At 73.6% G+C, this 24,132-nt stretch carries 20 protein-coding genes and 1 rRNA gene; 10 read left to right on the top strand and 11 right to left on the bottom strand.

Features of this window, described 5'->3' with window-relative positions; genetic code table 11:
- Positions 1 to 571: 571 nt before the first annotated feature.
- Both ACGF4C_RS29320 and recN read right to left on the bottom strand, forming a co-directional pair.
- Positions 572 to 1,372: a hypothetical protein gene (locus ACGF4C_RS29320; RefSeq protein WP_393570070.1), complete on the bottom strand. Its 801-nt coding sequence runs from the start codon at positions 1,370 to 1,372 to the stop codon at positions 572 to 574.
- A gap of 105 nt (positions 1,373 to 1,477) precedes the next feature.
- Entirely contained in the window at positions 1,478 to 3,205 is a 1,728-nt protein-coding gene (gene recN, locus ACGF4C_RS29325; RefSeq protein ID WP_393570111.1) for a DNA repair protein RecN, read from the bottom strand.
- A 274-nt stretch (positions 3,206 to 3,479) separates the two neighbouring features.
- Between recN and ACGF4C_RS29330 the strand changes: the two genes are divergently transcribed.
- Both ACGF4C_RS29330 and ACGF4C_RS29335 read left to right on the top strand, forming a co-directional pair.
- A complete protein-coding gene (locus ACGF4C_RS29330; protein ID WP_393570072.1) occupies positions 3,480 to 4,829 on the top strand; it encodes an FtsX-like permease family protein in 1,350 nt (449 codons plus the stop codon).
- Positions 4,830 to 4,849: 20 nt separating this feature from the next.
- A complete protein-coding gene (locus ACGF4C_RS29335; protein WP_393570074.1) occupies positions 4,850 to 6,337 on the top strand; it encodes a S41 family peptidase in 1,488 nt (495 codons plus the stop codon).
- A gap of 65 nt (positions 6,338 to 6,402) precedes the next feature.
- Here the strand turns inward: ACGF4C_RS29335 and ACGF4C_RS29340 are convergent, their stop codons facing one another.
- The 3 genes from ACGF4C_RS29340 to ACGF4C_RS29350 are packed head-to-tail and all read right to left on the bottom strand — an operon-like array spanning position 6,403 to position 8,505.
- The gene (locus ACGF4C_RS29340; RefSeq protein ID WP_362148833.1) at positions 6,403 to 7,344 is read right to left on the bottom strand and encodes an NAD kinase; all 942 of its coding nucleotides are present in this window, start codon (positions 7,342 to 7,344) and stop codon (positions 6,403 to 6,405) included.
- On the bottom strand, positions 7,341 to 8,156 hold the full coding sequence (locus tag ACGF4C_RS29345; RefSeq protein ID WP_393570077.1) for a TlyA family RNA methyltransferase: 816 nt from the start codon (positions 8,154 to 8,156) through the stop codon (positions 7,341 to 7,343). Before ACGF4C_RS29345 ends, ACGF4C_RS29340 begins: the two co-directional genes overlap by 4 nt.
- A 7-nt stretch (positions 8,157 to 8,163) precedes the next feature.
- Positions 8,164 to 8,505, bottom strand: coding sequence for a hypothetical protein (locus ACGF4C_RS29350; protein WP_393570079.1), 342 nt, complete (start codon positions 8,503 to 8,505; stop codon positions 8,164 to 8,166).
- A 76-nt stretch (positions 8,506 to 8,581) separates the two neighbouring features.
- Between ACGF4C_RS29350 and ACGF4C_RS29355 the strand changes: the two genes are divergently transcribed.
- Positions 8,582 to 8,929, top strand: a complete 348-nt coding sequence (locus ACGF4C_RS29355; RefSeq protein ID WP_393570081.1) for a sterol-binding protein — start codon at positions 8,582 to 8,584, stop codon at positions 8,927 to 8,929.
- On the opposite strand, the gene ACGF4C_RS29360 is transcribed toward ACGF4C_RS29355, so the two are convergent.
- From ACGF4C_RS29360 to ACGF4C_RS29370, 3 genes are all read right to left on the bottom strand, one after another.
- On the bottom strand, positions 8,913 to 9,761 hold the full coding sequence (locus ACGF4C_RS29360; RefSeq protein ID WP_030416329.1) for an ABC transporter ATP-binding protein: 849 nt from the start codon (positions 9,759 to 9,761) through the stop codon (positions 8,913 to 8,915). The two genes, ACGF4C_RS29355 and ACGF4C_RS29360, sit on opposite strands and share 17 nt — an antisense overlap.
- Positions 9,762 to 9,852: 91 nt before the next feature.
- Positions 9,853 to 10,884: a FecCD family ABC transporter permease gene (locus ACGF4C_RS29365; protein ID WP_393570113.1), complete on the bottom strand. Its 1,032-nt coding sequence runs from the start codon at positions 10,882 to 10,884 to the stop codon at positions 9,853 to 9,855.
- Positions 10,885 to 11,023: 139 nt separating this feature from the next.
- On the bottom strand, positions 11,024 to 12,073 hold the full coding sequence (locus ACGF4C_RS29370; RefSeq protein ID WP_393570084.1) for a FecCD family ABC transporter permease: 1,050 nt from the start codon (positions 12,071 to 12,073) through the stop codon (positions 11,024 to 11,026).
- Between the two features lie 64 nt (positions 12,074 to 12,137).
- On the opposite strand from ACGF4C_RS29370, the gene ACGF4C_RS29375 reads away from it, so the two are divergent.
- Together ACGF4C_RS29375 and ACGF4C_RS29380 are read left to right on the top strand one after the other, a co-directional pair.
- Positions 12,138 to 13,166 (top strand): ABC transporter substrate-binding protein, encoded by a 1,029-nt coding sequence (locus ACGF4C_RS29375; RefSeq protein WP_393570086.1) that lies wholly within the window; start codon positions 12,138 to 12,140, stop codon positions 13,164 to 13,166.
- 133 nt (positions 13,167 to 13,299) lie between these two features.
- Complete coding sequence (locus tag ACGF4C_RS29380) at positions 13,300 to 14,190, top strand: siderophore-interacting protein (RefSeq protein WP_393570088.1); 891 nt, start codon at positions 13,300 to 13,302, stop codon at positions 14,188 to 14,190.
- Positions 14,191 to 14,247: 57 nt separating this feature from the next.
- Here ACGF4C_RS29380 and ACGF4C_RS29385 read toward each other — a convergent pair whose 3' ends face one another.
- On the bottom strand, positions 14,248 to 15,273 hold the full coding sequence (locus ACGF4C_RS29385; RefSeq protein WP_393570090.1) for an HAD-IIA family hydrolase: 1,026 nt from the start codon (positions 15,271 to 15,273) through the stop codon (positions 14,248 to 14,250).
- A gap of 93 nt (positions 15,274 to 15,366) precedes the next feature.
- Here ACGF4C_RS29385 and ACGF4C_RS29390 point away from each other — a divergent pair, with 93 nt between their 5' ends.
- The 5 genes from ACGF4C_RS29390 to ACGF4C_RS29410 all read left to right on the top strand — a co-directional run bounded on the left by ACGF4C_RS29390 (position 15,367) and on the right by ACGF4C_RS29410 (position 22,024).
- On the top strand, positions 15,367 to 16,629 hold the full coding sequence (locus tag ACGF4C_RS29390; RefSeq protein ID WP_393570092.1) for a DUF1015 family protein: 1,263 nt from the start codon (positions 15,367 to 15,369) through the stop codon (positions 16,627 to 16,629).
- A gap of 155 nt (positions 16,630 to 16,784) precedes the next feature.
- The gene (locus tag ACGF4C_RS29395) at positions 16,785 to 18,311 is read left to right on the top strand and encodes a pyridoxal phosphate-dependent decarboxylase family protein (protein WP_393570094.1); all 1,527 of its coding nucleotides are present in this window, start codon (positions 16,785 to 16,787) and stop codon (positions 18,309 to 18,311) included.
- A 34-nt stretch (positions 18,312 to 18,345) separates the two neighbouring features.
- The gene (locus ACGF4C_RS29400; protein ID WP_393570096.1) at positions 18,346 to 19,665 is read left to right on the top strand and encodes a lysine N(6)-hydroxylase/L-ornithine N(5)-oxygenase family protein; all 1,320 of its coding nucleotides are present in this window, start codon (positions 18,346 to 18,348) and stop codon (positions 19,663 to 19,665) included.
- Positions 19,662 to 20,228 carry a GNAT family N-acetyltransferase gene (locus tag ACGF4C_RS29405; protein ID WP_393570098.1) on the top strand — a complete coding sequence of 189 codons (567 nt, stop codon included), beginning with the start codon at positions 19,662 to 19,664 and terminating at the stop codon, positions 20,226 to 20,228. The genes ACGF4C_RS29400 and ACGF4C_RS29405 overlap by 4 nt, the downstream gene beginning before the upstream one ends.
- On the top strand, positions 20,228 to 22,024 hold the full coding sequence (locus ACGF4C_RS29410; RefSeq protein ID WP_393570100.1) for an IucA/IucC family protein: 1,797 nt from the start codon (positions 20,228 to 20,230) through the stop codon (positions 22,022 to 22,024). The genes ACGF4C_RS29405 and ACGF4C_RS29410 overlap by 1 nt, the downstream gene beginning before the upstream one ends.
- 77 nt (positions 22,025 to 22,101) lie before the next feature.
- On the opposite strand, the gene ACGF4C_RS29415 is transcribed toward ACGF4C_RS29410, so the two are convergent.
- Together ACGF4C_RS29415 and rrf are read right to left on the bottom strand one after the other, a co-directional pair.
- A complete protein-coding gene (locus tag ACGF4C_RS29415; protein WP_393570115.1) occupies positions 22,102 to 22,854 on the bottom strand; it encodes a hypothetical protein in 753 nt (250 codons plus the stop codon).
- Positions 22,855 to 24,040: 1,186 nt separating this feature from the next.
- Positions 24,041 to 24,132, bottom strand: a 5S ribosomal RNA gene (gene rrf / locus ACGF4C_RS29420); the annotation flags it as partial.

The following is a 24,132-nucleotide window of genomic DNA, read 5'->3' on the forward strand; positions in this document are numbered from 1 at the left end:
GGTGCGGACGCTGCGCGGCGCGCCACCGGGCGGGCCGGCCCACCGGACGACGGCAGGACGCAGCGAGCGCACCCGGAACCGTGCACCGGGCCCAGGATGCCAGTCCGGCGGCGTCAATTCGGCATCGTCCGCCCGCCGTTCCGGTGGGAAGTCTCACCCCAGCGCGCTTGAGATCACCCACACGGATGACAATCCGCCCGCGCGGGTCGACGGTACGTACGGGTGAGCCGCCCACCGGAGCGCGCTGTCTGCCCCACCGGGAGGCGCGCACGACGCGCTCGCTCCGCGGCCGGGCCCCTACGCGCCGTCTGCCCGAAGAGCTGCGGCCCCTACGCGCCGCGTGCCTGAGGGGCTACGGCCCTGGGCCCAGCGGCCGCTGCCGCGGCACCCAGCCCCCTGCCGCCGCGCCCGCCCCCTGTTGTGGCGCCGCGAACGGCCGTCCGCTCCCCCCACCCCCGAACCCACCCCCCGCCCCCTCCCCCGAAGGGGGAGAGGGGGAGGGGGCGGGGGAAGCCTCGGCCCCCTCAGCTTTCGCCCGCCAGCTCACGCGCCCCCACCCCCGCCCACCGGCTCACACAGTCCCCGCCCCCGCCCCCGCCCACCGGCTCACGCGGTCCCCCGTGATCGTTGCGGCGACCAGGGCGGCGGCGTGGGCGGTCAGGCCGGGGCGGGTGGTGCCGGTGGCGATGGCGAGGCCGAGGGCGGCACCGAGGGCGTGGGCGCCGGCGTCGCCGAGCATGGTGCGTTCCGCCAGGTCGTCGCGGGCGATCACGGCCACGGCCCCCATGGGTGCGGCGGCCAGCGGTCCCGCCGGGCCGCGGCGGAGGAGGCCCGGCGCGCCGAGGGCCAGGACGGCGCCGGCTGCGCGGCCGGGGCGGACGTCCAGGAGGTTCACCAGGTGCGCCGAGCCCGCGATGACCACGCCCGCCAGGAGCTTGTCGGCCGGGCGTTCCTTCAGCAGGGCGCCCGCCGCGAGACCGGCGGCGCCGATGCCGAACAGCTTCACCGCCCCACTGGTGACCTCACGGTTCCGCAGCGCCGACAGGTGGGCCCGGAATCCGCGGCGGGGGTCACTGGCGCCGAAGACGTCGTCGTACGCCCCACAGGCCCCGGCCGCCAGTACGGCCAGCGCGGATGCCGCCCGGGTGCGGGCCGGGAGGCCCGGTGCGGTGGCCACGGCGAGGACGGTGCCGGTGGCCGTGGCGAGCCCGGCGTGCAGATGGACGGTGCGGCCGGCGTGGTTCTTGCGCTCCCACAGGACGGCGCCGCCCGGCGGCCGGCTCCTGAGCGCCCCGTAGGCGGCCCGGGTCGCGCAGGCCGCCCCCAGCAGCGCCGAGATCCGTGTGAGCACCTTGCCGCCTGCCGCCACCATGTCACTCCCCTCGGCCGGCACCCTGCCGGCTCGAACTCCGGTCACCCTAGGGGGCGGAGGCGGGCTGTCCGGACTCAGGGATCACCGCCGGGCGGGGCAGCACACCTAGCGACCCGTTCGGGCCGTTTCGAGGAGTTCCTCGGCGTGGGCGCGGGCCGTTTCGGAGTCTTCCTGGCCGGCGAGCATGCGGGAGAGTTCGCGGACCCGCTCCTCGCCCTCCAGGATCGTGACGCCGCTCCTGGTGACCGAGCCGTCGTTGGTCTTCGCCACCAGGAGCTGGCGGTCGGCGAAGGCGGCGACCTGCGGGAGGTGGGTGACGACCACGACCTGGGCGGATTTGGCGAGCCGGGCCAGCCGCCGGCCGACCTCGACGGCCGCCTTGCCGCCGACGCCCGCGTCGACCTCGTCGAAGAGGTAGGTCGGTACGGGGTCGGAGCCGGCGAAGACCACCTCGACGGCGAGCATCACCCGGGAGAGTTCACCGCCGGACGCCCCCTTGGCGATCGGCCGGGGCGGGGCGCCGGGGTGCGGGGCGAGGAGGAGTTCGACCTCGTCGGCGCCGGCCGGCCCGTAGGCGACGGTGCGGCCGCCGACCACGATGCCGTCGGCGTCCTCGGGCACCTCGGTCTGCCGGATCTCGACGGTCACCCGGGCGTGCGGCATGGCCAGCTCGGCGAGTTCGGCGGTCACGGCGTCGGCGAAGCGCTCGGCGGACGCGGTGCGGGCATCGGTCAACGTCTGGGCGAGTTCGCCCAGTTCGGCCCTCAGTGCGTCGCGTTCGGTGGTGAGTTCGCCGATCCGGTCGTCGTCGCCGTCGAGTTCGGCGAGCCGGGCGGCGCTCTTCTCCGACCAGGTCAGCACCGCGGCGATGTCCTCGCCGTATTTGCGGGTCAGGTGGGTGAGGGCGGCGCGGCGCTCCTCGACCGCGGCGAGCCGCAGCGGGTCGGCGTCGAGGTTGTCGGCGTAGCCGGCGAGCTCGCCCGCCACGTCGGCCATCAGGATGCCGAGCTCCCCGAGGCGGTCGGCGAGGCCGGCGAGCTCCGGGTCGTGGCTGCGTACGGCTTCGAGGGCGCGGTGCGCGCCGGCGACGAGCGTGGTGGCCTCGACGCCTTCGGGGTCCTCGGGGTTGCCGGCCAGCGCGGCGTGCGCGGCGGTGGCGGCGGAGGCGAGTGCCTCGGCGTGGCCGAGCCGCTCGGCCTCGGCGGCGAGTTCGGTGTCCTCGCCGGGCTGGGGTTCGACCGCGGCGATCTCGTCGAGGCCGAAGCGCAGCAGATCGGCTTCCTGGGCGCGTTCGCGGGCGCGGGTGGTCAGCTCGTCCAGTTCGGTGGTGACGGCGCGCAGCCGGCGGTGCGCGGCGGTGTACTTGGCGAGCGGGACGGCGACCGCGTCGCCGGCGTAGCGGTCCAGGGCCTGGCGCTGCCGGGCGGGGCGCAGCAGGCCCTGCTGGTCGGTCTGGCCGTGCACGGCGACCAGGTCGTCGGCCAACTCGCCCAGCAGGCCGACGGGTACGGAGCGGCCGCCGACGTGGGCCCGGGAGCGACCCTCGGCGGAGAGGGTGCGGCTGATCAGCAGGGCGCCGTCGTCGAGTTCGGCGCCGGCCTCCTCGGCGCGTACCGCGGCCGGGGTCTCGGGGCCGACGGTGATCCTGCCCTCGACGACGGCCGACTTGGCGCCGAGGCGTACCAGGGCGGGGTCGGCGCGCCCGCCGAGCAGCAGGCCGAGGCTGGTGACGACCATGGTCTTGCCGGCGCCCGTCTCGCCGGTCACCGCCGTGAAGCCCGGGGACAGCTCGACTACGGCGTCGTCAATGACGCCCAGGGACCGGATCCGCATCTCCTCCAACACGGATACGACCTTACGAGGTCCTGGGGGCGCCCCGCGACGGCCTCCCCTCTCCCGTCCGCCCGGTACTGCGGAAAACCCCACCCGAAAGCGGAGGGTTTCCGCATGGTGCCCGGTGCCGCCGGGCCGCGACCCTGATCACGGGTCCGGGACGACGGCCCCGCGGGCTTCCGGGACGACCCCGCAGGTCACGTCCGGGGCGGCCGGGTCGGTCACGTTCCGGCTCGGCCGCCCTGATCACGGTTGCGAAACGAAAGGTGCGTTCATGCCCAGCGGATTGGCGCGCGCGGCGTTGCGCGGTCACCGGCCGGCGTTCGCGGGGACGGCGGTGGCGGCGCTGTTCGCCGCCGCGGTCGTCGGGGCGTCGGTGACGATGCTCGCGGTGGCCGGTGCGGACGGCGCTCCGGTCGCGGCGCGGCGGACGATGGCGGCCCACGGCGTCGGGGAGATGGCGCTGGTCCTGCTCCTCGGCTCGGTCTATCTGTCGGTCTTCGTGATCGCCTCGACGATGGGTACGGCCGTCGCCCAGCAGCACCGCGAATTCGCGATGCTGCGGGCGGTCGGTGCGCGTCCGTGGCAGATCCGGCGGGCGGTCGCCGTGCAGGCGGTGCTGGCGGCCGTGCCGGCGGCGCTCGCCGGATGTGCGCTGGGCGCGGTGCTGGCGCGCTGGTGGTTCGACGGCATGGTGGCCCGCGGTCTGATTCCCGGCGGGGTGGCCTTCCGGTTCAGGTGGGTGGCGCTGCCGGTGTGCCTGGCGGTGGCGGTGGTGACGTCGGCGGTGGCCGGGCTGCTCGCGGCCGCCCGGTTCGCGGGGCTGCGGCCCGCGCGGGCGCTTGCGGAGGCGGCGGCCGGGCGCCGGAAGCTGGGGCCGCTGCGGCTGCCGCTGGGGCTGCTGGTGACGGCGGGCGGGGTGCTGCTCTCCCGGCTGCTGGCCGACCAGCCCGCCGAGAAGGCCGGTCAGGGCGCGTTCCTGGTGCTGCTGCTGTTCTGTGCCGGGGTGGCGCTGCTGGGGCCGCGGCTGGTGGGCCCGGCGGCGTGGCTGGTGTCCCGGCTGGTCGGCCGGTTCGGCGGCGCGGCCGGGCTGGCGATGCGGAACGTCTCGGCGCAGTCCCGCCGGTTCTCCGCGGCGGTGGTCCCGCTGGTCCTGGTGGTGGCGTTCGGCACCACGAAGATCGCGCTGCACACCACCGCGCAGCATCTGACCGGTTCCGCCGGTCCGCCCGACGAGGTGTGGCTGGACCAGGTCGGTACCGGGCTGTACGCGGGGTTCGCCGCCATCGCCGCCGCCAACACCCTCGCCGTGATCACCGCCGAGCGCCGCCGTGAGCTGGCGCTGCTGCGGCTGATCGGTTCGTACCGCCGCCAGGTGCGGGCGATGGCGGCCTGGGAGGCGGCCGTCGTCGCGGGCACCGCCCTGGTCCTCGGCACGGCCATCGCCCTGCTCACGCTCGCCCCGGTGCTCCGGCGGATGTTCGGTGCCGCGCTGCCGTACGTGCCCTGGACGACGGCCGCCGCGATCGCCGGCGGCACCCTGCTGCTCGCCCTGCTCGCGACCGGTCTGCCGGTCCATCTGACGCTGCGCCGCCGTGCCACGGACACCCTGGCCGCGGCCTGACCACCCTCACGAGGTACGCCATGAACGACCGCTGCGGCCCCGGCCGCTCCCGTCGCCCCCGTCGCCCCCGCGGCACGCTCGCGCTGTTCGCCGCCGTGACGGCCGTGACCGCGCTGACCGCCACCACCGCGTGCGCCGGCGGCCCGGCCACCGCACGGGACCCCGCCGCTTCCCGGCCGGCGTCCGCCGGCCGCGCGTCCCTGGAGGGCGTCTGGCGGATGGACGGCTACGGGACCCTGGTCACCGTCAAGGGCCGCAGCCTGCGGACGTACGAGACCACCGCCGTCAGCTGTCTGCCGGGGGCCGTCACGGGTACCCGGGCGGGCGGGCCCGACGGGCGGGGCGGGAGCCGGTTCACGGTCCCGGACTCGGCGCCGCTCACGCTGACCCCGGAGGGGGCCGGCCGCGCCCGGTGGACGAGTGCGGACAACGCGGGGCGGCGGGTCCTGCACCGGATCGCCGCGCTGCCCGCCCGGTGCGCCGGGCGCCCGCCGCGCGGTCCCCGGGCGGCCTTCGACGTGTTCTGGCGGACGTACGCCGAGAACTACCCGTTCTTCCGGGCGAAGAAGGTCGACTGGGCGGCGGTCCGCGACCGCTACCGTCCCCGGATCACGGCCCGGACCACGGATGCCGAACTCTTCGCGGTGCTGCGCGCGATGATCGAGCCGCTGCATGACGCGCACACCCGGGTCGTGGCCGGCCCGGACCGGTGGTTCGCGGGGAAACGTCCCGGTACGGTCCTGCCCACACCGGCCTTCACCGCCCGGGTCGAGGCGGCGACAGCGGCCGGCCTCGGTCCCGGCGTCCACCGGCGCGAGTGGGCGCAGGGCAGGCTGTCCTATGCCGATCTGCCCGGCCGAATCGGGTACTTCCGTGTCACCCAGTTCGCCCGGTACACGAAGAAGGGCGATTACGCGGGGGACGTCGCCGAGCTCGACCGGGCCCTGGACGCGGTGTTCACGAAGGGCCGTACCCGGGGGCCGGGGGCGCTGCGCGGCCTGATCGTCGACGTCCGGCTGAACGGCGGCGGCGCCGATCCGCTGGGCCTGCGCATCGCCTCCCGGCTCACCGACCGCGGCTATCTCGCCTACCGCAAGCGGGCGCGCAACGACCCGCGGGATCCGGCGCGGTTCACCACGCCGGTGCCGGTGCGGGTCCGGCCGTACCACGGGCCGGTCTACACCGGCCCGGTGGCGGTGCTCACCGGCCGTCTGACCATCAGTGCGGGCGAGACCTTCACCCAGTCCCTGATGGGCCGCTCCCCCGCCCCCACCCGGATCGGCGAGCCCACCCAGGGCGTCTTCTCCGACGTGCTGGACCGCGGCCTGGCGAACGGCTGGCACTTCGGTCTGCCCAACGAGGAGTTCCTGACCGCCGGCGGCCGGACCTTCGACGGCGCCGGCATCCCTCCGGCCGTACCGGTCCCGGTCTTCGCCGACGAGGACCTCGCCGCGCACCGGGATCCGGGCCTGGCCCGTGCCAGGGCACTCCTCGCCGGGCCGTCGTGAGCGGCCGCCAGGGCCTGTCCGACGGGGCAGGGTCGCGGACCCTGCCATGACCCGTCGGACCGGCCCTAGTGGGGCGCTCCCCGCCAGCCCGCCACCGGGAGGGCGAACTTGGCGACCAGGCGGTCGGTGAAGGAGGCGTGGTGCAGCCGGGCCAGGCGGACCGGCACGGCGCCGCGGCGGACCTCGACGCGGGCGCCGGCGGGGAGTTCGACGGTGCGGCGGCCGTCGCACCACAGCACGCCGTGCGGCGTCTTGGGCTGGACCTCGACGGCGAGGACCGAGTGCGGCGAGGTGACCAGCGGCTTGGCGAAGAGGGCGTGGGCGCTGATGGGGACCATCAGCAATGCCTCGACCTCGGGCCAGACCACCGGGCCGCCGGCCGAGAAGGCGTAGGCGGTCGAGCCGGTGGGGGTCGCGCAGACCACGCCGTCGCCGCCGAAGCGGGAGACCGGCCGGCCGTCGACCTCGGTCACGACCTCCAGCATCCGCTCGCGGGCGGCCTTCTCCACCGACGCCTCGTTGAGCGCCCAGTCGGTGTGCACGATGTTGCCGTTGTTGCGGACGAGGATGTCGAGGGTCATGCGCTCCTCGACCTCGTAGGCGCGGGTGACGACCCGGTCGACGACCTTGTCGAGGTCATCGCGTTCGGCCTCGGCGAGGAAGCCGACCCGGCCGAGGTTGACGCCGAGCATCGGGACGCCGGACGTCCGGGCGAAGTCCGCGCCGCGCAGCAGGGTCCCGTCCCCGCCCAGGACCACGATCAGTTCGCAGCCCTCGGCCGCGCACTGCTCCAGCTCGACGCGTTCGACCGAGGGCGGCAGCGGCAGGTCCGCGGCCTCCTCGGCCAGCACCCGCACCCCGATGCCGCTGCGCAGCAGCCCCTGGACGACGAGTTCGGCGCTGCGCACGGCCGCGGGGCGGCCGGTGTGTGCGAGCAGGAACACCGTCCGCCCGGCTCCGGTGTTCTCGTGTGCTGCGCTGCCTTCAACTGCCTGGGTTGTGGTCAACGAGGCCCCTCCGCCACTGCACGGTCGACATCCGCCGGGTCGAGTGCAGGCGCCCCGGCGCGCAGCCACAGAAAGTACTCGACATTCCCGGAAGGTCCAGGCAGCGGGCTCGCAACTACTCCAAGTACGCCAAGTCCCAGTTCCGCCGCCCGGGTCGCGACGGCCGTGACGGCCTCGGCCCGCAGCGCGGCGCTGCGTACGACCCCGCCGCTGCCCAGCCGCTCCTTGCCGACCTCGAACTGCGGCTTGACCATCAGCACCAGGTCGGCGTCCGGCGCCGCGCAGCCGACCAGCGCGGGCAGCACGAGCCCCAGCGGGATGAAGGAGAGGTCGCCCACGACGAGGTCGACGGGCAGCCCGTCGATCTGGTCGAGCGTCAACTCGCGCACATTGGTGCGGTCCTTCACGGTGACCCGCTCGTCGCTCTGCAGCGACCAGGCGAGCTGGCCGTATCCGACGTCGACGGCGACGACATGACCGGCACCGGCCCGCAGCAGGACGTCGGTGAAGCCGCCGGTGGAGGCGCCGGCGTCCAGCGCCCGGCGCCCCTCGATCTTCAGGCCGTGCGGGACGAACGCGGCGAACGCCCCGGCGAGCTTGTGACCGCCGCGCGAGACGTAGTCCGGGTCGCTGTCGTCGGCGCGGACGACCACGGCGGCGCTGGTCTCCACCTGGGTGGCCGGTTTGCTCGCGGTGGTACCGCCGACGGTCACCCGGCCCGCGGCGATCAGCTGGCTGGCGTGCTCGCGCGAGCGGGCCAGCTTGCGGCGCACCAGCTCCGCGTCGAGTCGGCGTCGTGCCACTCCTGCCACCTGTGGTTCAGCTCCTGTTGTCGTGCGTCGTGGAGGACGGTGCGGGCGGCCCGGGGTGCTGGTCAAGACCGGCCAGTACGTCGCGGAGCCCGCGGTGCACATCCTCGTACACCTTCAGGTGTCCGCCCACCGGCAGGTGGTCGGCATCGGCGAGACGCCGCAGTCCGGCGTCGACCGCGGCCTGGCCGGTGGGGGTGACGGCGACGCCGAGCGGCTCGGGCCCGGCCTCCTCGGTGGCCGCCGCCTCCTCGGGGGCCGCCTCCCCGGCGCTTCCGGCCGGCCGCGCGGGCCCGGCCTGCTCCGTGCCGCCGGCCGGCTCCGGCTCCGGGCCGGGCGTGGACTGTTCCATGCCCCCGACGCTACCTCGGCGGGCGGGTGTCCGGGGCGGACCGGCGGCCCGGCGACCTGGCGTATCGTCGATCGGGATGGCAACCCTCGACCAGTGCCGTGCCGCGCTCGACCGGCTGGCCCAGAACCTGTCCTCGGCTGACGGCAAGGTCCGTGGCGCCGCCGCGCTCGACCGTTCGCTCAGCTGCCGCATCACCGACCTGGACGTCACGTTCCTGGGCCGGCTGGCCCAGGGCAGCATCCAGGACGTGACCTGCGCGCCCGGCCCGCCCCCGGACAGGGCCGAGATCCGGCTGTCCATGACGGGCGACGATCTGGTCGCGCTGGTGGACGGGCAGCTGAACTTCGCCCGGGCCTGGGGCAGCGGCCGGGTCAAGCTGGAGGCCGGGCTGCGCGATCTGCTGCGCCTCAGGACGCTGCTGTAGCGGTGCCCACCGCCTCGCCGGCCGCCTGCCGTGCCGCCCGGCCGCCGCGCGGCTGCCGGGCCGCGGGCACGACCAGTGGTGTGCCGGTCTCCGGGTCGTCGATGACCTGGCAGCTGATCCCGAAGACCCGGGCGACCAGGTCCGCGGTGACGATGTCGGCGGGCGGGCCCTGGGCAACGATCTCGCCGTCCTTCATGGCGATGAGGTGGGTCGCGTAACGGGCGGCGTGGTTGAGGTCGTGCAGCACGGCGACCAGCGTCCGCCCCTGCTCCTCGTGCAGTTCGGCGCACAGGTCCAGGACCTCGATCTGGTGCTGGATGTCCAGGTAGGTCGTGGGCTCGTCGAGGAGGAAGAGCGGGGTCTGCTGGGCGAGCGCCATGGCGATCCAGACGCGCTGGCGCTGGCCGCCGGACAGTTCGTCGACGTAGCGGTCGGCGAGCCCGTCGACGCCGGTGGCCGCCATGGACTCCGTCACGATCCGCTCGTCCTCGCCGGACCACTGCCGCAGCAGCCCCTGGTGCGGGTAGCGGCCGCGCGCCACGAGGTCCGCGACGGTGATGCCGTCCGGGGCGACCGAGGACTGGGGCAGCAGACCGAGCGTCCTGGCGACCTTCTTGGCCGGGAGGGACGAGATCGCCGCGCCGTCCAGCAGCACCGATCCGGCGCTCGGCCGGAGCATCCGGGAGAGGGCGCGCAGCAGCGTGGACTTGCCGCAGGCGTTCGGGCCGACGATGACCGTGAAGGACCGGTCGGGGATGGCGACCGAGAGGTTCTCGGCGATGACCCGCCGGTCGTAGGCGAGGGTGACGTTCTCGGCCGTGAGACGGCTCACTTCGAAAACTCCTGGGGTGGTGGTGAGGACGTGGTCGCGCTGCTGTCGGCGCTGAGGCCCGGGTGGCCCGAGTCTCCAGGGTGTCCGGGTCTCATACCCGCCCGGCCTTCCGCTCGACGGCCAGCAGCCACAGCAGGTATCCGCCGCCGAGGACGCCGGTCAGCACGCCCACCGACAGCTGGTCGGCGCCGAAGAGCCGCTGGGACGCCCAGTCGGCGGCGACCAGCAGGACGGCACCCATGAGGGCGGCGGGCAGCAGGTTGGGGCCGGGCGAGCAGGTCAGGCGCCGGGCGAGCTGGGGCGCGGTGAGCGCCACGAAGGAGATCGGGCCGGCCGCCGCGGTGGCCGCGGCGACCAGCACGACCGCGGCCAGCAGCACCACGATGCGCACCCGGTCGACGCGTACGCCCAGTGCGTACGCCGCGTCGTCGCCCATCTCCAGCATCCGCAGCGGCCGCCCGTGGAGGAGCACCAGCGGGATCAGGACGGCGCAGACGGCGGCGAGCGGCCCCACCTGGTCCCAGTCGCGGCCGTTGAGGGAACCGGTCATCCAGGTGGTGGCCCTGGTCGCCTCGACGATGTTGGCCTTGGTCATCAGGTAGAGGACCATCGCGTAGAGCATGGCGCTCGCCCCGATGCCGACGAGCACGAAGCGGTAGCCGTGGATGCCGCGCTTCCAGGCGAGCAGGAAGATGGCGACTCCGGTGGCCACGCCGCCGGCGACCGCTCCGGCGGCGACCGCGAAGGTGCCGGCCTGGAAGTAGACGATGGCGATCAGCGCGCCGACCGAGGAGCCCTGGGCGAAGCCGAGGACGTCCGGGCTGCCGAGCGGATTGCGGGAGACGGTCTGGAAGACCGCCCCGGCGATCCCGAACGCGGCGCCGACCAGCAGCCCCACCAGCACCCGGGGCAGCCGCAGGTCCTGCACGACGAATTGGGCGCCGGGGTCGCCGCCGCCGGTCAGTGTGGCAATCACCTCGCCCGGCGCCAGCGGGTAGTCGCCGGAGCCGATCAGCGCGATGCCGGCGGCCAGCGCGAGGACCAGCAGCACCAGTCCGACGACCACGGCACGCACGTCCAGGCGCAGCGAGAGCCCGCCGTCGGCCCCACCTTTGATGCGCAGCGCCGCCGCGCGCTTCGTGCCCTGCGCGGGTTTCACAGCCTGGGGGTTCACAGCGTCTCCTTGCTCGCTTCTCCGCCCCCGCGGCGCAGAGGTGCGGCTTTCGTACTCGACTGCGGCCCGGCGGCCGCGGGTGCGACGCTCACAGCTGGGCCATCCTCCGCCGTCGTACGAGATAGATGAAGACCGGTCCGCCGATGACCGCGGTGACGATGCCGACCTGGAGTTCGCCGGGGCGGGCCGCCACCCGGCCGAGGACGTCCGCGCCGAGCAGCAGGACCGGTGAGAGCACCGCGGAGTACGGCAGGATCCAGCGCAGGTCGGGGCCGGTGATGGCCCGTACGACGTGCGGAACCATCAGGCCGACGTAGACGATCGGGCCGCAGGCGGCGGTGGCGCCGCCGCACAGCAGGGTGACCGCGACCATGGCCAGGACCCGGGTGCGGGTGAGCCGGGTGCCCAGTGCCCGCGCCTGGTCGTCGCCGAGCGCGATGGCGTTGAGCGGCCGGGCGAGCAGCAGCGCGAGGACCCCGCCGACGGCCAGGAAGGGGGCGACATCGGTGACCGTCGGCATGGTGGCGGCGGCCAGTGAACCCACCGTCCAGAAGCGCATCTTGTCGAGCGCCGCGGTGTCCATGAGGTTGACCGCGTTGATGTAGCCGACGAGGACGGCGGTGAGTGCGGTGCCGGCCAGCGCGAGCCGTACCGGGGTGGCGCTGCGGGTGCCGCCGAGGACGTAGACGGCGACCGAGACGACCGCGGCGCCGGCGAACGCGAACCACACATAGCCGGTCAGGGAGGTGACGCCGAAGAAGCTGATGGCGGAGACGACGGCGGCCGAGGCGCCGGCGTTGATGCCGAGAACTCCGGGGTCCGCCAGGGGATTTCGGGTCAGTGCCTGCATGACGGTGCCGGCCAGGCCGAGGGCGGCGCCGGCCATCAGGCCGAGCAGGGTGCGGGGGATGCGCACGTCGTGGACGACCACGTCGGTGTCGGTGCCGGAGTAGTGGAACACCCCGTGCCACACCTGGTCGAGCGGGATCGGTTTGGCGCCGACGGCGATGCCGAGGACGAGGACGGCGGCGAGGACGGCCACGGAGCCGAGCAGTCCCGCGGAGCGCAGGGCGTGCCGCCTCCGGGGTGCCGTGGGGGCCGGGGCCGTTGATGCTTCGGGGGGACTGTCGACCAACACGGTAGTTAGGTTAGCCTACCCTCACATCGACTTGCCGGCCCTCCCAGAGAGAAGCGCAGCCACCATGAGCACTTCCCGAAGCGTATCCCTGTCCCGCCGCGGCGTCCTTGCCGCGGGCGGCGCCGTCGGCATCGGCGCCCTGCTGGCCGCGTGCGGCAGCGAGAAGGGACCGGCGGACGCCAACGGCGGCGCCAAGGGCGGCCCGTGGAGCTTCACCGACGACCGCAAGCACAAGGTCTCCCTCAAGGGCACCCCACAGCGGATCGTCGCCTTCACCGGCACCGCGGCCGCCCTGCACGACTTCGGGATCGACGACCAGATCGTCGGCGTCTTCGGCCCCACCAAGCTCAAGAACGGCAAGCCCGACCCGCAGGCCGGCGACCTCGACGTCGACAAGGTCACCATCCTCGGCAACGCCTACAACCAGTTCAACGTCGAGAAGTTCGCGGGGCTGCGGCCGGATCTGCTGGTCACCAACATGTACGAGCCGGGTGCGCTGTGGTTCGTCCCGGACGACAGCAAGGACAAGATCACCAAGCTCGCCGAGTCCGTGGCCCTCACCTCCTCCCGCGTCCCGCTCGTCAAAATCATCGAGCGCTACGCCGAACTGGCCGGATCGCTCGGCGCCGACCTCAAGGCAAAGAAGGTCACCGACGCCAAGTCCCGCTTCGAGGAGGCCGCCGAGAAGCTGCGCAAGGCCGCCAGGTCGAACCCGGTCAAGGTGCTCGCCTGCTCCGGCAGCCCGGGCCTCTTCTACGCCTCCAACCCCGGCATCAACGCCGACCTGATGTACTACAAGTCCCTCGGCGTCGACCTGATCGTCCCCGACCACCTGGACAAGGGCGGCTACTTCGAGAGCCTGAGCTGGGAGAACGCCGACAAGTACAAGGCGGACGTGCTCCTGCTGGACAACCGGACCGCCACCCTCCAGCCCAAGGACCTGGCCGCCAAGCCCTCCTGGGCGAAGCTGCCCGCCGTCAAGGCCGGCCAGATCACCCCGTGGTCGAGCGAGCCGCGCTTCTCCTACGCGGGCTCCGCACCGCTCATCGAGACGCTGGCCAAGGCCGTCGAGAGCGCCAAGAAGGTCGGCTGACGCACCGACGTGCCGCGCGGACCGGCTCCGGGCCGTCCGCACCGCACGTCCGCCGGCCGCGGTGGGCCGCCCGCCCGCACCCGCGCGTCCCCGCGGCCGCCCCCACCCCCACCACCGTCCGGGAGGTTCCCGCATGACCACGACCGCCGCCCCCGCCACCGCCCCGTTCCGCTTCTTCGACGTGCATGTCGTCCGCTCCCGACGGCTCGGCCCCGCCATGCTGCGGGTCACCTTCGGCGGCGAGCGGCTGGACGAACTGGCCTCCGGCGGCCGTGACCAGCGCTTCAAGCTCTTCCTCCCGCAGCCCCACCAGGACCGGCCGGTCCTCGACGACCTGGGCGAGGGCTGGTACACCGCCTGGCGGGCCCAGGATCCGGCCGAGCGCGCGGTGATGCGCTCGTACACCATCCGCGAACAGCGCCCGGACTCCGGGGAGTTCGACGTGGACTTCGCGCTGCACGGCGCGGAACCCGGGGCCTTTGCGACGAAGGGCGGGCCGGCCTCGCGCTGGGCCGCCGCCGCCCGGCCCGGCGACCGGCTGACCGTCCTCGCCCCGGCCGTGGAGGACAACGGCGGCGTCGACTTCCGGCCGCCGGCCGGCACCGACTGGATCCTGATCACCGGCGACGAGACGGCGCTGCCCGCAATCGCCGGCATCCTCTCCTGGCTCTCCCCCGGCACCCAGGCCAAGGTCTTCATCGAGATCGGGCACGAGGACGACCGGCAGCCGCTGCCGACCTTCGCGGACGCCGAGGTCACCTGGCTCGTCCGGGACCCGGCCGCCGCGGCGCACCACGAGCCGGTGCTCGACGCGCTGCGCGTCGCCGCGCTGCCCGCCGGCACGCCGTACGCCTGGGTCGCCGGGGAGTCCGGCACCGTCAAGGCGGTGCGCCGCCATCTCGTCCGCGAGCGCGGCTTCGACCGCCGGGCGGTCAAGTTCACCGGCTACTGGCGGCGCGGCGCCTGTGAGGAGGACCTGCTCGCCGAGCTGACGGCGGGCACCGCGGCGGCCGAGCAGGACTGAGCCATCGGCCGCCGAGCGCCGGGGCCCCGCCGCGGGCCGGGCCCCGGGGCGCCGTCCTCACATCCCGATGCGGGCCAGCGCCTTCCCCGCGTCGGCGCGGCAACTGCCGTCCCCCGCCTGCGTCCAGGCCGCCGCGCACAGCGCCCGCAGCCCGTCCAGCGGCTCCCCCTCGCCCGCCAGGGCGAGCACCTCGCCGGCGGCCTCGGCCCGCCAGCCGCCGCACCGGAAGCCACCGCCGTCCGCGGTCACCTCCGGCTGCGGTGCGAGCAGCCCGCGCAGGTCCGCGTCCACGTAGGAGGGGCGGTGCTCCGGCGGGGCGGCCAGCAGTTCGGCGGGGGTGGTCACGCCGGTGAGCACCAGCAGGGAGTCCACCGCGCCGTTGTGGGCGCCCTCGATGTCGGTGTCCAGCCGGTCGCCGATCACCAGCGGCCGCCGGGCACCGGTCCGCAGCACCGTCTCGCGGTGCATCGGCGGCTGCGGCTTGCCCGCCACCTGGGGCGTGCCGCCCGCCGCGATCCGGACGACCTCCACCAACGCCCCGTTGCCGGGCGCGATCCCGCGCTCCTTGGGGATCGTCAGGTCGGTGTTGGACGCGAACCACGGCACCCCGCGCTGCACCGCGTACGCGGCCTCCGCCAGCCGTGCCCAGTCCAGGGACGGGTCATAGCCCTGCACCACGGCCGCCGGGTCGTCGTCCGCGGAGAACACCGGCTCAAGACCGCGCTCGCGCAGCGCGACCAGAAGTCCCTCGCCGCCGATCGCCAGCACCCGGGCCCCGGCCGGTACCTGCTCGGCGATCAGCCGGGCCACCGCCTGGGCCGAGGTGATCACGTCCGCGGCGCCGGTGGGCAGCCCGAATCCGGACAGCTGGTCGGCGACGGCCTGCGGGGTGCGGGCCGCGTTGTTGGTCACATACGCCAGGTGCATCCCGCCGTCCCGGGCGCAGGTCAGCGACGCGACGGCGTGCGCGATGGCCCGCCCACCGGCGTAGACGACCCCGTCCAGATCCAGCAGTGCGGTGTCGTACGCCGCGCTCAGCGCGCGCCGGCTCCCGTCGGGCTGCCTGCGAACCTGCTCGTTCATGCCGTCCTGCTCCTCGCACCTACCGGTATTTCCAGCCACATCCGGACTGTCCCCCGATCTTCCCTCATCGCCCCCGCGGCATAGCATTCTTCAATGACCGATACCGACGGCCTCCGCCTCCTCCCGTTCCGCGGACTGCGCTACGCCCCGGACCGGATCAGCAGCCTCACCGCCGTGACCTCGCCGCCGTACGACGTGGTGGTCCGGCCGGAGGGGGTGCGCCATCTGGAGACCGCCGATCCGTACAACATCGTCCGGCTGATCCTCCCGCACGCCGCGGACCCGGCCGCCCGGCACCGCCAGGCCGCCGACACCCTGCGCCGCTGGCGCGCCGAGGGCGTGCTGGCGCAGGACCCCGACCCCGCACTGTACGTGTACGAGCAGCGCTCCGGCGAGGTGCTGCAGCGCGGGCTGATCGGCGCGCTGCGCCTGGACGGCCCGGTGCTGCCGCACGAGGACGTGATCCCCGAGGTCGTCGAGGACCGGGCCGCGCTGATGCGTGCCGCGGCCGCCAATTTCGAGCCGTTGCTGCTGTCGTACCGTGGCGGGAACCCGGCGAACGGCGCCACCGCGGTGATCGAGCGCGTGGTGGAGGGCACCCCGCTGCTGTCCACCACCACGGAGGACGGTTTCACCCACCGCCTGTGGGCGGTCACCGCCCCCGCCGACCTCGCCACCATCGAGGCGGACCTCGCCCGCCGGCAGGCCCTGATCGCCGACGGCCACCACCGCTGGGCGACCTACCAGCGGCTGTACGAGCAGCAGCCGGGTGCCACCGCCGCCTCCCCCTGGGCGTCCGGCCTGGTCCTGCTCGTCGACACCGCCCGCTATCCGCTCCAGGTCCGCGCGATCCACCGGGTACTGCCGCATCTGCCGCCCGCCAAGGCGCTGGCGGAGCTGGCCGGCGCCTTCCGCACCCGTCCGCTCGCGGGCGGGCTGCCGGACGCCCTGCGCGCCCTGGAGGAGACGCCCGGTACCGCCTTCGTCCTCAGCGGCGGGCCGGACACCTTCCACCTCCTGGACCGCCCGGATCCCGAGCTGCTGGACCGTATGATCCGCCGAGACCGGCCCGAGGCGTGGCGGCGGCTGGACGCCACTGTGCTGCACTCCGTCCTGCTGGACGAGGTATGGCACATCCCTGACCACCCGTCGGACATCGGCTATCTGCACCACGCCGAGGCCGCCGTCGCGCACGCCGCCCGGCACGGCGGATCGGCCGTGCTGATGCGCGCCACGTCCGAGGAGACCGTCCGTCAACTCGCCGAGTGCGGTGTGACGATGCCCCGCAAGTCCACGTCCTTCGGGCCCAAGCCCGCCACCGGCCTGGTGCTGCGGACGCTGGAGGACGACAACTGAGCCGCGGACGGGGCCCGGTCCGGGCCCCGTCTCCCCACCTGGGACGTAGTTAGGTTAGGCTTACCTCACTACGTCGCCGGGCGGGCCTCCCTGCCCCTGCGCACACCCCACCCTGCGCAGGACGTGGTCAACTCCGCACCAGGGAGGACACCTTCATGAGTCTCCTCGCGCACTCCGCCGAGGACCCGGCCGACAGCCGGACGTATCTGCTCAACAACGGTACGGCCCACCGCTACCACAGCGCGGTCACCGAGAGCGTCACCCGGATCAGCGCCAAAATCGCCGGTACCACCCGCCCGTTCACCGGCATCTCCGTCGACGACCTCGCCCCCGCGATCGCCGGTGTCGACCTCGACGCGCCGCTGCACGACGCGGCCGCCGCGCTCGACGAACTCGAAGAGGTCTACCTCCGCGACGCGGTCTACTTCCACCACCCGCGCTACCTCGCGCACCTCAACTGCCCCGTGGTGATCCCCGCCCTCGTCGGCGAGGCCGTCCTCTCCGCCGTCAACTCCTCCCTGGACACCTGGGACCAGAGCGCCGGCGGCACGCTCATCGAACGCCGGCTGATCGACTGGACGGCCGCCCGGATCGGCCTCGGCGAGCTGGCCGACGGCATCTTCACCAGCGGCGGCAGCCAGTCCAACCTCCAGGCCATGCTGCTCGCCCGCGACGAGGCCTGCCGCCGCGCACTGGCCGACACAGCCCCGGACGCCCGGCTCACCGACGTCCTCCCCCGGCTGCGCATCCTGACCTCCGCCTGCAGCCACTTCAGCATCCGCAAGTCCGCCACCCTGCTGGGCCTGGGCGCCGAGGCCGTCATCGCCGTACCCGTCGACGCCGAGAAGCGGATGCGCACCGACGCACTGGCCGACGAACTGGCCCGCTGCCACCGCGACGGCCTGATACCCATGGCGGTCGTCGCCACCGCCGGCACCACCGACTTCGGCTCCATCGACCCGCTCCCGGAGACCGCCGACCTGTGCGCCCGCCACGGTGCCTGGATGCACGTCGACGCCGCCTACGGATGCGGGCTGCTGGTCTCCCGCCGCCGCGACCTGCTCGACGGCATCGAGCGCGCCGACTCCGTCACCGTCGACTACCACAAGTCCTTCTTCCAGCCGGTCAGTTCGAGCGCCGTCCTGGTCCGCGACCGCGCCACCCTGCGGCACGTCACCTACCACGCGGACTACCTCAACCCGCGCCGGATGGCCGAGGCCAGGATCCCCAACCAGGTCGACAAGTCGATCCAGACCACCCGCCGCTTCGACGCCCTCAAACTCTGGCTTACCCTGCGCATCATGGGCGCCCGGGCCGTCGGCGAACTCTTCGACGAGGTCGTCGACCGCACCGCCGACGCCTGGAAACTCCTCCACGACGACCCCCGCTTCGAGGTGGTCACCGAGCCCCGGCTGAGCACCCTGGTCTTCCGCTACGTCCCCAGCGCCGACCCCGATCCCGAGCTCGCCGACCGGGTCAACCTGCACGCCCGCGAAGCGCTGTTCGCCTCCGGCGACGCGATCGTCGCCGGCACCAAGGTCGACGGGCGCCACTACCTCAAGTTCACCCTGCTCAACCCGGAGACCACCCTCGACGACATCGCCACCGTCCTCGACCTGATCGCCGAGCACGCCGGCGCCTTCCTCGCCGAGCAACCCCGGCCGGCGCTCAGCGCGCGCTGACCCTCCCCGAGCCGAACCCCCCATCGGAGACCCCGTGTCCGCCCCTTACGACTTCCTCGCCATCGGCCTGGGCCCCTTCAACCTCGGCCTGGCCTGCCTGACCGAGCCGATCGACGGACTCGACGGCCTGTTCCTGGACGACAAACCGTCCTTCGACTGGCACCCCGGCATGATGCTGGAAAGCAGCCACCTCCAGGTGCCGTTCATGGCCGACCTGGTCACCCTCGCCGATCCGACCTCCCCGTTCTCCTTCCTCAACTACCTGAAGGAATCCGGGCGGATCTACCCGTTCTACATCCGCGAGAGCTTCTATCCGCTGCGCGCCGAGTTCAACGACTACTGCCGCTGGGCGGCCGGCAAGCTCGACAGCATCCGCTTCGGACACCGCGTCACCACCGTCGAGTACGACGCCCGCGAGGAGCTGTACACCGTCCACGCCGAGCACCTCCCCACCGGCGAACGCCTCACCTTCCGCGCCCGCAAACTCGTCCTCGGCACCGGCACCCCGCCGCACCTCCCCGAGGCGTGCCGGGGCCTGGGCGGCGACCTGCTGCACAACGCCGGCTACCTGGACGCCAAGCCCGCCCTCCAGGCCAAGGACTCGATCACCCTGATCGGCAGCGGCCAGAGCGCCGCGGAGATCTACTACGACCTCCTCACGGACCTCGACGCCCACGACTACCACCTGACCTGGGCCACCCGCTCGCCGCGCTTCTTCCCCCTCGAATACACCAAGCTCACACTGGAGATGACCTCACCGGAGTACGTGGACTACTTCCACGCCCTCCCCGGGGCCACCCGCGACCGGCTCAACGCCACCCAGAAGCACCTCTACAAGGGCATCGACTCCGAGCTGATCAACGAGATCTTCGACCTGCTCTACCAGAAGAGCCTGGCCGGCCCGGTCCGCACCCGCCTGCTCACCAACACCGCCCTGCACACGGCCTCCTACGACGAGACCTCCGGCACCTACACCCTCGGCCTGCGCCAGGAGGAACAGGGCACCGACTTCACCCACGACACCCAGGGCCTGGTCCTCGCCACCGGATACCGCTACCAGGTACCGGACTTCCTCGCACCGATCCACGACCGGATCGCCTGGGACGACGCCGGCCGCTACGCCGTCGCCCGCAACTACAGCATCGACACCACCGGCCAGGGCATCTTCGTGCAGAACGCCGAGCTGCACACCCACGGCTTCGTCACCCCCGACCTCGGCATGGCCGCCTACCGCAACTCGTGCATCGTCCGCGAGCTGCTCGGCCGCGAGTACTACCCGGTCGAAAAGGCCATCGCCTTCCAGGAGTTCGCCGCCCCGGCCGGCCCGCACCACCCCATGGAGATACCCGCATGAGTACCCCCGTCTTCAGCCGCACCGATCCCGCTCTGGGGGAATTCTCCCTGCGGCCCGTCGACCCCACCGCCGACGCCGCCGTCCTGCACTCCTGGGTCACCCACCCCAAGGCGGTCTTCTGGCTGATGCAGGAGTGCGACCTCGCCGCCGTCGAGAAGGAGTTCGTGCGGATCGCCGCCGACCCCCACCACGACGCCTTCCTCGGCCTGCACAACGGCACCCCGGCCTTCCTGATGGAGCGCTACGACCCCGCCCACCGCGAACTGGTCGGCATCCACATCGCCGAGCCGGGCGACATCGGCATGCACTTCCTCACCGCGCCCACCGCCAACCCCCTCCACGGCTTCACCCACGCGGTGATCACCACCGTCATGGAGATGCTCTTCGCCGACCCGGCCACCCACCGCGTCGTCGTCGAACCCGACACCCGCAACACCGCCGTGCACGCCCTCAACAAGGCCGTCGGCTTCGAGATCCGCCGCACCGTCTCGCTGCCCTCCAAGGACGCCTACCTGAGCACCTGCACCCGCGACCAGTTCCTGGCTGCCCGAGGAGACCACTGATGCCCACCGCCCAGGACGCCGTCGCCCACCTCACGCCCGCCCTGTGGGCCCGCGCCAACCGCCTGCTGATCCGCAAAGGCCTGGCCGAATTCGCCCACGAGCGGCTGCTCACCCCCCAGCGCCTGCCGCAGGACGGCCACTACGCCGTACGCAGCGACGACGGCGGCACCGAATACCGCTTCGCCGCCCGCAGAACCGCCCTCGACCACTGGCAGGTCGACGCCGACAGCATCACCCGCCACCGCGGACCGGACGAACTCCCCCTGGACGCCCTGGAGTTCTTCCTCGAACTCCGCACGGCCCTGGGCCTCGGCCAGGAGATCCTGCCGGTCTACCTGGAGGAGATCAGCTCCACCCTCTCCGGCACCGCCTACAAGCTCGGCCTCGACCAGCCCTCCGCCGCCGAACTCGCCAAGTCCGGCTTCCAGGCCATCGAGACCGGCATGACCGAGGGCCACCCCTGCTTCGTCGCCAACAACGGCCGCCTCGGCTTCGGCATCCACGAGTACCACGCCTACGCCCCCGAGGCCGCCAGCCCGCTGGCGCTCATCTGGCTCGCCGCCCGCCGCGACCACGCCACCTTCACCGCCGGCGCCGGCGCCGGCCTCGACTACGACACCCTGATCCGCGCCGAACTCCCCGAGGAGACCCGCACCCGCTTCACCGCCACCCTCACCGGCCTCGGCCTCGACCCCGACGACTACTACCTCTTCCCCACCCACCCCTGGCAGTGGTGGAACAAGCTCTCGGTCACCTTCGCCGCCGAGGTCGCCCGGCAGCACCTGGTCTGCCTGGGCCCCGGCGACGACGAGTACCTCGCCCAGCAGTCCATCCGCACCTTCTTCAACACCACCGACCCGGCCAAGCACTACGTCAAAACGGCCCTCTCGGTCCTCAACATGGGCTTCATGCGCGGCCTGTCCGCCTCGTACATGGAAGCCACCCCGGCCATCAACGACTGGCTCGCCCGCCTGATCGACGCCGACGACACCTTCCGCGCCGCCCGCTTCTCGATCATCCGCGAGCGCGCCGCCATCGGCTACCACCACCGCCAGTACGAGGCCGCCACCGAGAAGGGCTCCCCGTACCTGAAGATGCTGGCCGCCCTCTGGCGGGAGAGCCCGGTCCCCACCCTGGAACCGGGCCAGCGCCTGGCCACCATGGCCTCCCTCCTCCACACCGACCGCGACGGCGGCTCCCTCGCCGGCGCCCTCATCGAGGAGTCCGGCCTGGAGCCCGCCGTCTGGCTGCGCCGCTACCTCGACGGCTACCTCGTCCCGGTCCTGCACGCCTTCTACGCCTACGACCTGGTCTTCATGCCGCACGGCGAGAACGCCATCCTGGTCGTCGAGGACGGCGCCGTGGCCCGCGTGATCTTCAAGGACATCGCGGAGGAGATCGCCGTCATGGACCCCGATGCCGTCCTGCCGCCCGCCGTCGAACGCATCCGCGCCGACGTCCCCGAGGACAAGAAGCTCCTCTCCGTCTTCACCGACGTCTTCGACTGCTTCTTCCGCTTCCTCGCCGCCACCCTCGACGACCGGGGCATCCTCGACGAGGACGCCTTCTGGCGCACGGTCGCCGAATGCGTCACCGACTACCAGACGGCCCACCCCCACCTGGCCGACAAGTTCGCCCAGTACGACATGTTCACCGACGAGTTCGCACTCTCCTGCCTCAACCGCCTCCAGCTGCGCAACAACCAGCAGATGGTCGACCTCCAGGACCCGGCCGGCGCCCTCCAGCTCATCGGCACCCTCCGCAACCCGATCGCCCCCCACGCCCCGGCCCGCTGAGCCGGACACCCCCACAACGCCGAAGGGCGGGACCCCACCGGGGTCCCGCCCTTCGTCATCACCTCATCCGGCGACCGTCAGCCCTTCTCGGGCCGCTCACCGCCGTCCGCGTCACCGTCCGCGTCACCGTTCTCCTCCGACTCGCCGGACTCCTCCAGCACGTCGGTGAACTCCACACCGTCCAGCTCCGCCAGCCGGTCCGAGGCGTCCGTGGTACCGCCCTGGTCGGCCTCCAGCGCCCTGGCGAACCAGTCACGGGCCTCGCTCTCACGCCCGACCTCCAGCAGCGCATCGGCGTACGCGTACCGCAGCCGCGCCGTCCACGGGTGCACGGCCGTCGAGGCCAGCTCCGGACTCTGCAGCGTCACCACCGCCGCGTCCGCCTGCCCCATGTCCCGACGGGCACCCGCCGCGACCAGCCGCATCTCGACCTGCCCGGCCCGGTCCAGCTTCTGCACCTCGGGCTCGCCGGCCATCGCCAGCGCCTTCTCCGGCCGGCCCAGCCCACGCTCGCAGTCCGCCATCACCGGCCACAGCTCCACGCTGCCGGTCATCCGCCGCGCCGCCCGGAACTCCGCCAGCGCCTCGCTGTACTTGCCGACCGCGTACGCGGCGAAGCCCGCGGCCTCCCGCACCGCCGCGACCCGCGACGCCAGCCGCAGCGCCACCCGCGAGTACCCGTACGCCTTCTCCGGGTCCTCGTCCAGCAGCCGCGCGACCATCACCAGGTTCCTGGCGACGTCCCCGGCCAGCGTCTTCGGCAGGCTCATCAGCTCCTGCCGGACGTCCTTGTCGATCTCCTCACCGGTGACGTCGTCCGGAATCGGCAGCCGCTTGATCGGCTCCCGGTCCCGGTCACGACGGTCGTCCCGCCGGTCGTCCCGGCCGCGCCCGCCACCGTACGGCCGGCGCCCACCGCGCTCGTCGTCCCGCCGGAACCCACCACGGTCGTCCCGCCGCGGCCCCCGGTCGTCCCGCCGGAACCCACCGCGGTCACCACCGGACGGACGGTCATCGCGCCGGAACCCACCACGGTCATCGCGCCGCTCGTCCCGCCGGTCATCCCGCCGCTCATCGCGCCGGAACCCGCCGCGGTCACGGTCACCACCGTGCCCACGCTCGTCCCGACGGAACCCACCACGGTCGTCCCGCCGCTCGTCACGACGGTCGTCCCGCCGCTCGTCGCGCCGGAAGCCACCGCGGTCGCCACCGCCCGACCGCTCGTCACGCCGGAACCCGCCCCGGTCACGGTCGCCGCCACCCGGCCGGTCATCCCGCCGGAAGCCCCCACGGTCACGGTCGCCACCCCGGTCACCCCGGGAGAACCGCTCGTCCCGGTCCCGCGAGAACCGGTCGTCCCGCCGGTCGTCCCAACGGTCGTCGCGCCGCTCGTCCCGACGGAACCCGCCACGGTCGTCCCGGCGGTCGTCCCGACGGAAGCCACCGCGGTCACCACCGGACGGACGGTCGTCCCGGCGGAACCCGCCGCGGTCGCCACCGCCCGACCGGTCATCGCGCCGGAACCCGCCGCGGTCACGGTCGCCACCGTGCCCACGCTCGTCCCGACGGAAGCCGCCCCCGCGCTCATCGTCACGACGCGGCCCACGCGGCCGCTCGTCCCGGCGGTCGCCCCCACGGAAGCCACCGCGGTCACCACCGGACGGGCGGTCATCGCGCCGGAACCCGCCACGGTCGTCCCGCCGCGGCCCGCGGTCGTCCCGCCGGAACCCACCGCGGTCGCCGCGGTCACCACCACGGCCGTCCCGGCTGTCGCGGGCGTCGCGGCTGTCGCGCCGCGGCCCCCGGTCGTCACGCCGGAAACCACCGCGGTCACCGTCGTCACGCCGCTGCGGCCGGCGCTCCGAACGATCGTCGGAAGAGTTGGTGGACATCGACGTGACTCCTGTCTTCGGTACTGCATTCATTCTCACGCACCGACGACTTCGGCGCGCTTCGGAAAAACAAAAGGACCCTTGGTCCCAGCATGTCGCTGGGACCAAGGGTCCTTGAAAGATTGTTCGGCGGCGTCCTACTCTCCCACAGGGTCCCCCCTGCAGTACCATCGGCGCTGAAAGGCTTAGCTTCCGGGTTCGGAATGTAACCGGGCG

This window comes from Streptomyces sp. NPDC048197 (assembly GCF_043202395.1).
Taxonomy (GTDB): domain Bacteria; phylum Actinomycetota; class Actinomycetes; order Streptomycetales; family Streptomycetaceae; genus Streptomyces; species Streptomyces siderophoricus.

Coding starts and splice junctions, on each gene's coding strand:
- ACGF4C_RS29385 (WP_393570090.1), bottom strand. CDS start 15,273: ATGAACGAGCAGGTTCGCAGGCAGCCCGACGGGAGCCGGCGCGCGCTG.
- ACGF4C_RS29375 (WP_393570086.1), top strand. CDS start 12,138: ATGAGCACTTCCCGAAGCGTATCCCTGTCCCGCCGCGGCGTCCTTGCC.
- ACGF4C_RS29355 (WP_393570081.1), top strand. CDS start 8,582: ATGGCAACCCTCGACCAGTGCCGTGCCGCGCTCGACCGGCTGGCCCAG.
- ACGF4C_RS29405 (WP_393570098.1), top strand. CDS start 19,662: ATGAGTACCCCCGTCTTCAGCCGCACCGATCCCGCTCTGGGGGAATTC.
- ACGF4C_RS29335 (WP_393570074.1), top strand. CDS start 4,850: ATGAACGACCGCTGCGGCCCCGGCCGCTCCCGTCGCCCCCGTCGCCCC.
- ACGF4C_RS29395 (WP_393570094.1), top strand. CDS start 16,785: ATGAGTCTCCTCGCGCACTCCGCCGAGGACCCGGCCGACAGCCGGACG.
- ACGF4C_RS29410 (WP_393570100.1), top strand. CDS start 20,228: ATGCCCACCGCCCAGGACGCCGTCGCCCACCTCACGCCCGCCCTGTGG.
- ACGF4C_RS29320 (WP_393570070.1), bottom strand. CDS start 1,372: ATGGTGGCGGCAGGCGGCAAGGTGCTCACACGGATCTCGGCGCTGCTG.
- ACGF4C_RS29390 (WP_393570092.1), top strand. CDS start 15,367: ATGACCGATACCGACGGCCTCCGCCTCCTCCCGTTCCGCGGACTGCGC.
- recN (WP_393570111.1), bottom strand. CDS start 3,205: ATGCGGATCCGGTCCCTGGGCGTCATTGACGACGCCGTAGTCGAGCTG.
- ACGF4C_RS29330 (WP_393570072.1), top strand. CDS start 3,480: ATGCCCAGCGGATTGGCGCGCGCGGCGTTGCGCGGTCACCGGCCGGCG.
- ACGF4C_RS29380 (WP_393570088.1), top strand. CDS start 13,300: ATGACCACGACCGCCGCCCCCGCCACCGCCCCGTTCCGCTTCTTCGAC.
- ACGF4C_RS29350 (WP_393570079.1), bottom strand. CDS start 8,505: ATGGAACAGTCCACGCCCGGCCCGGAGCCGGAGCCGGCCGGCGGCACG.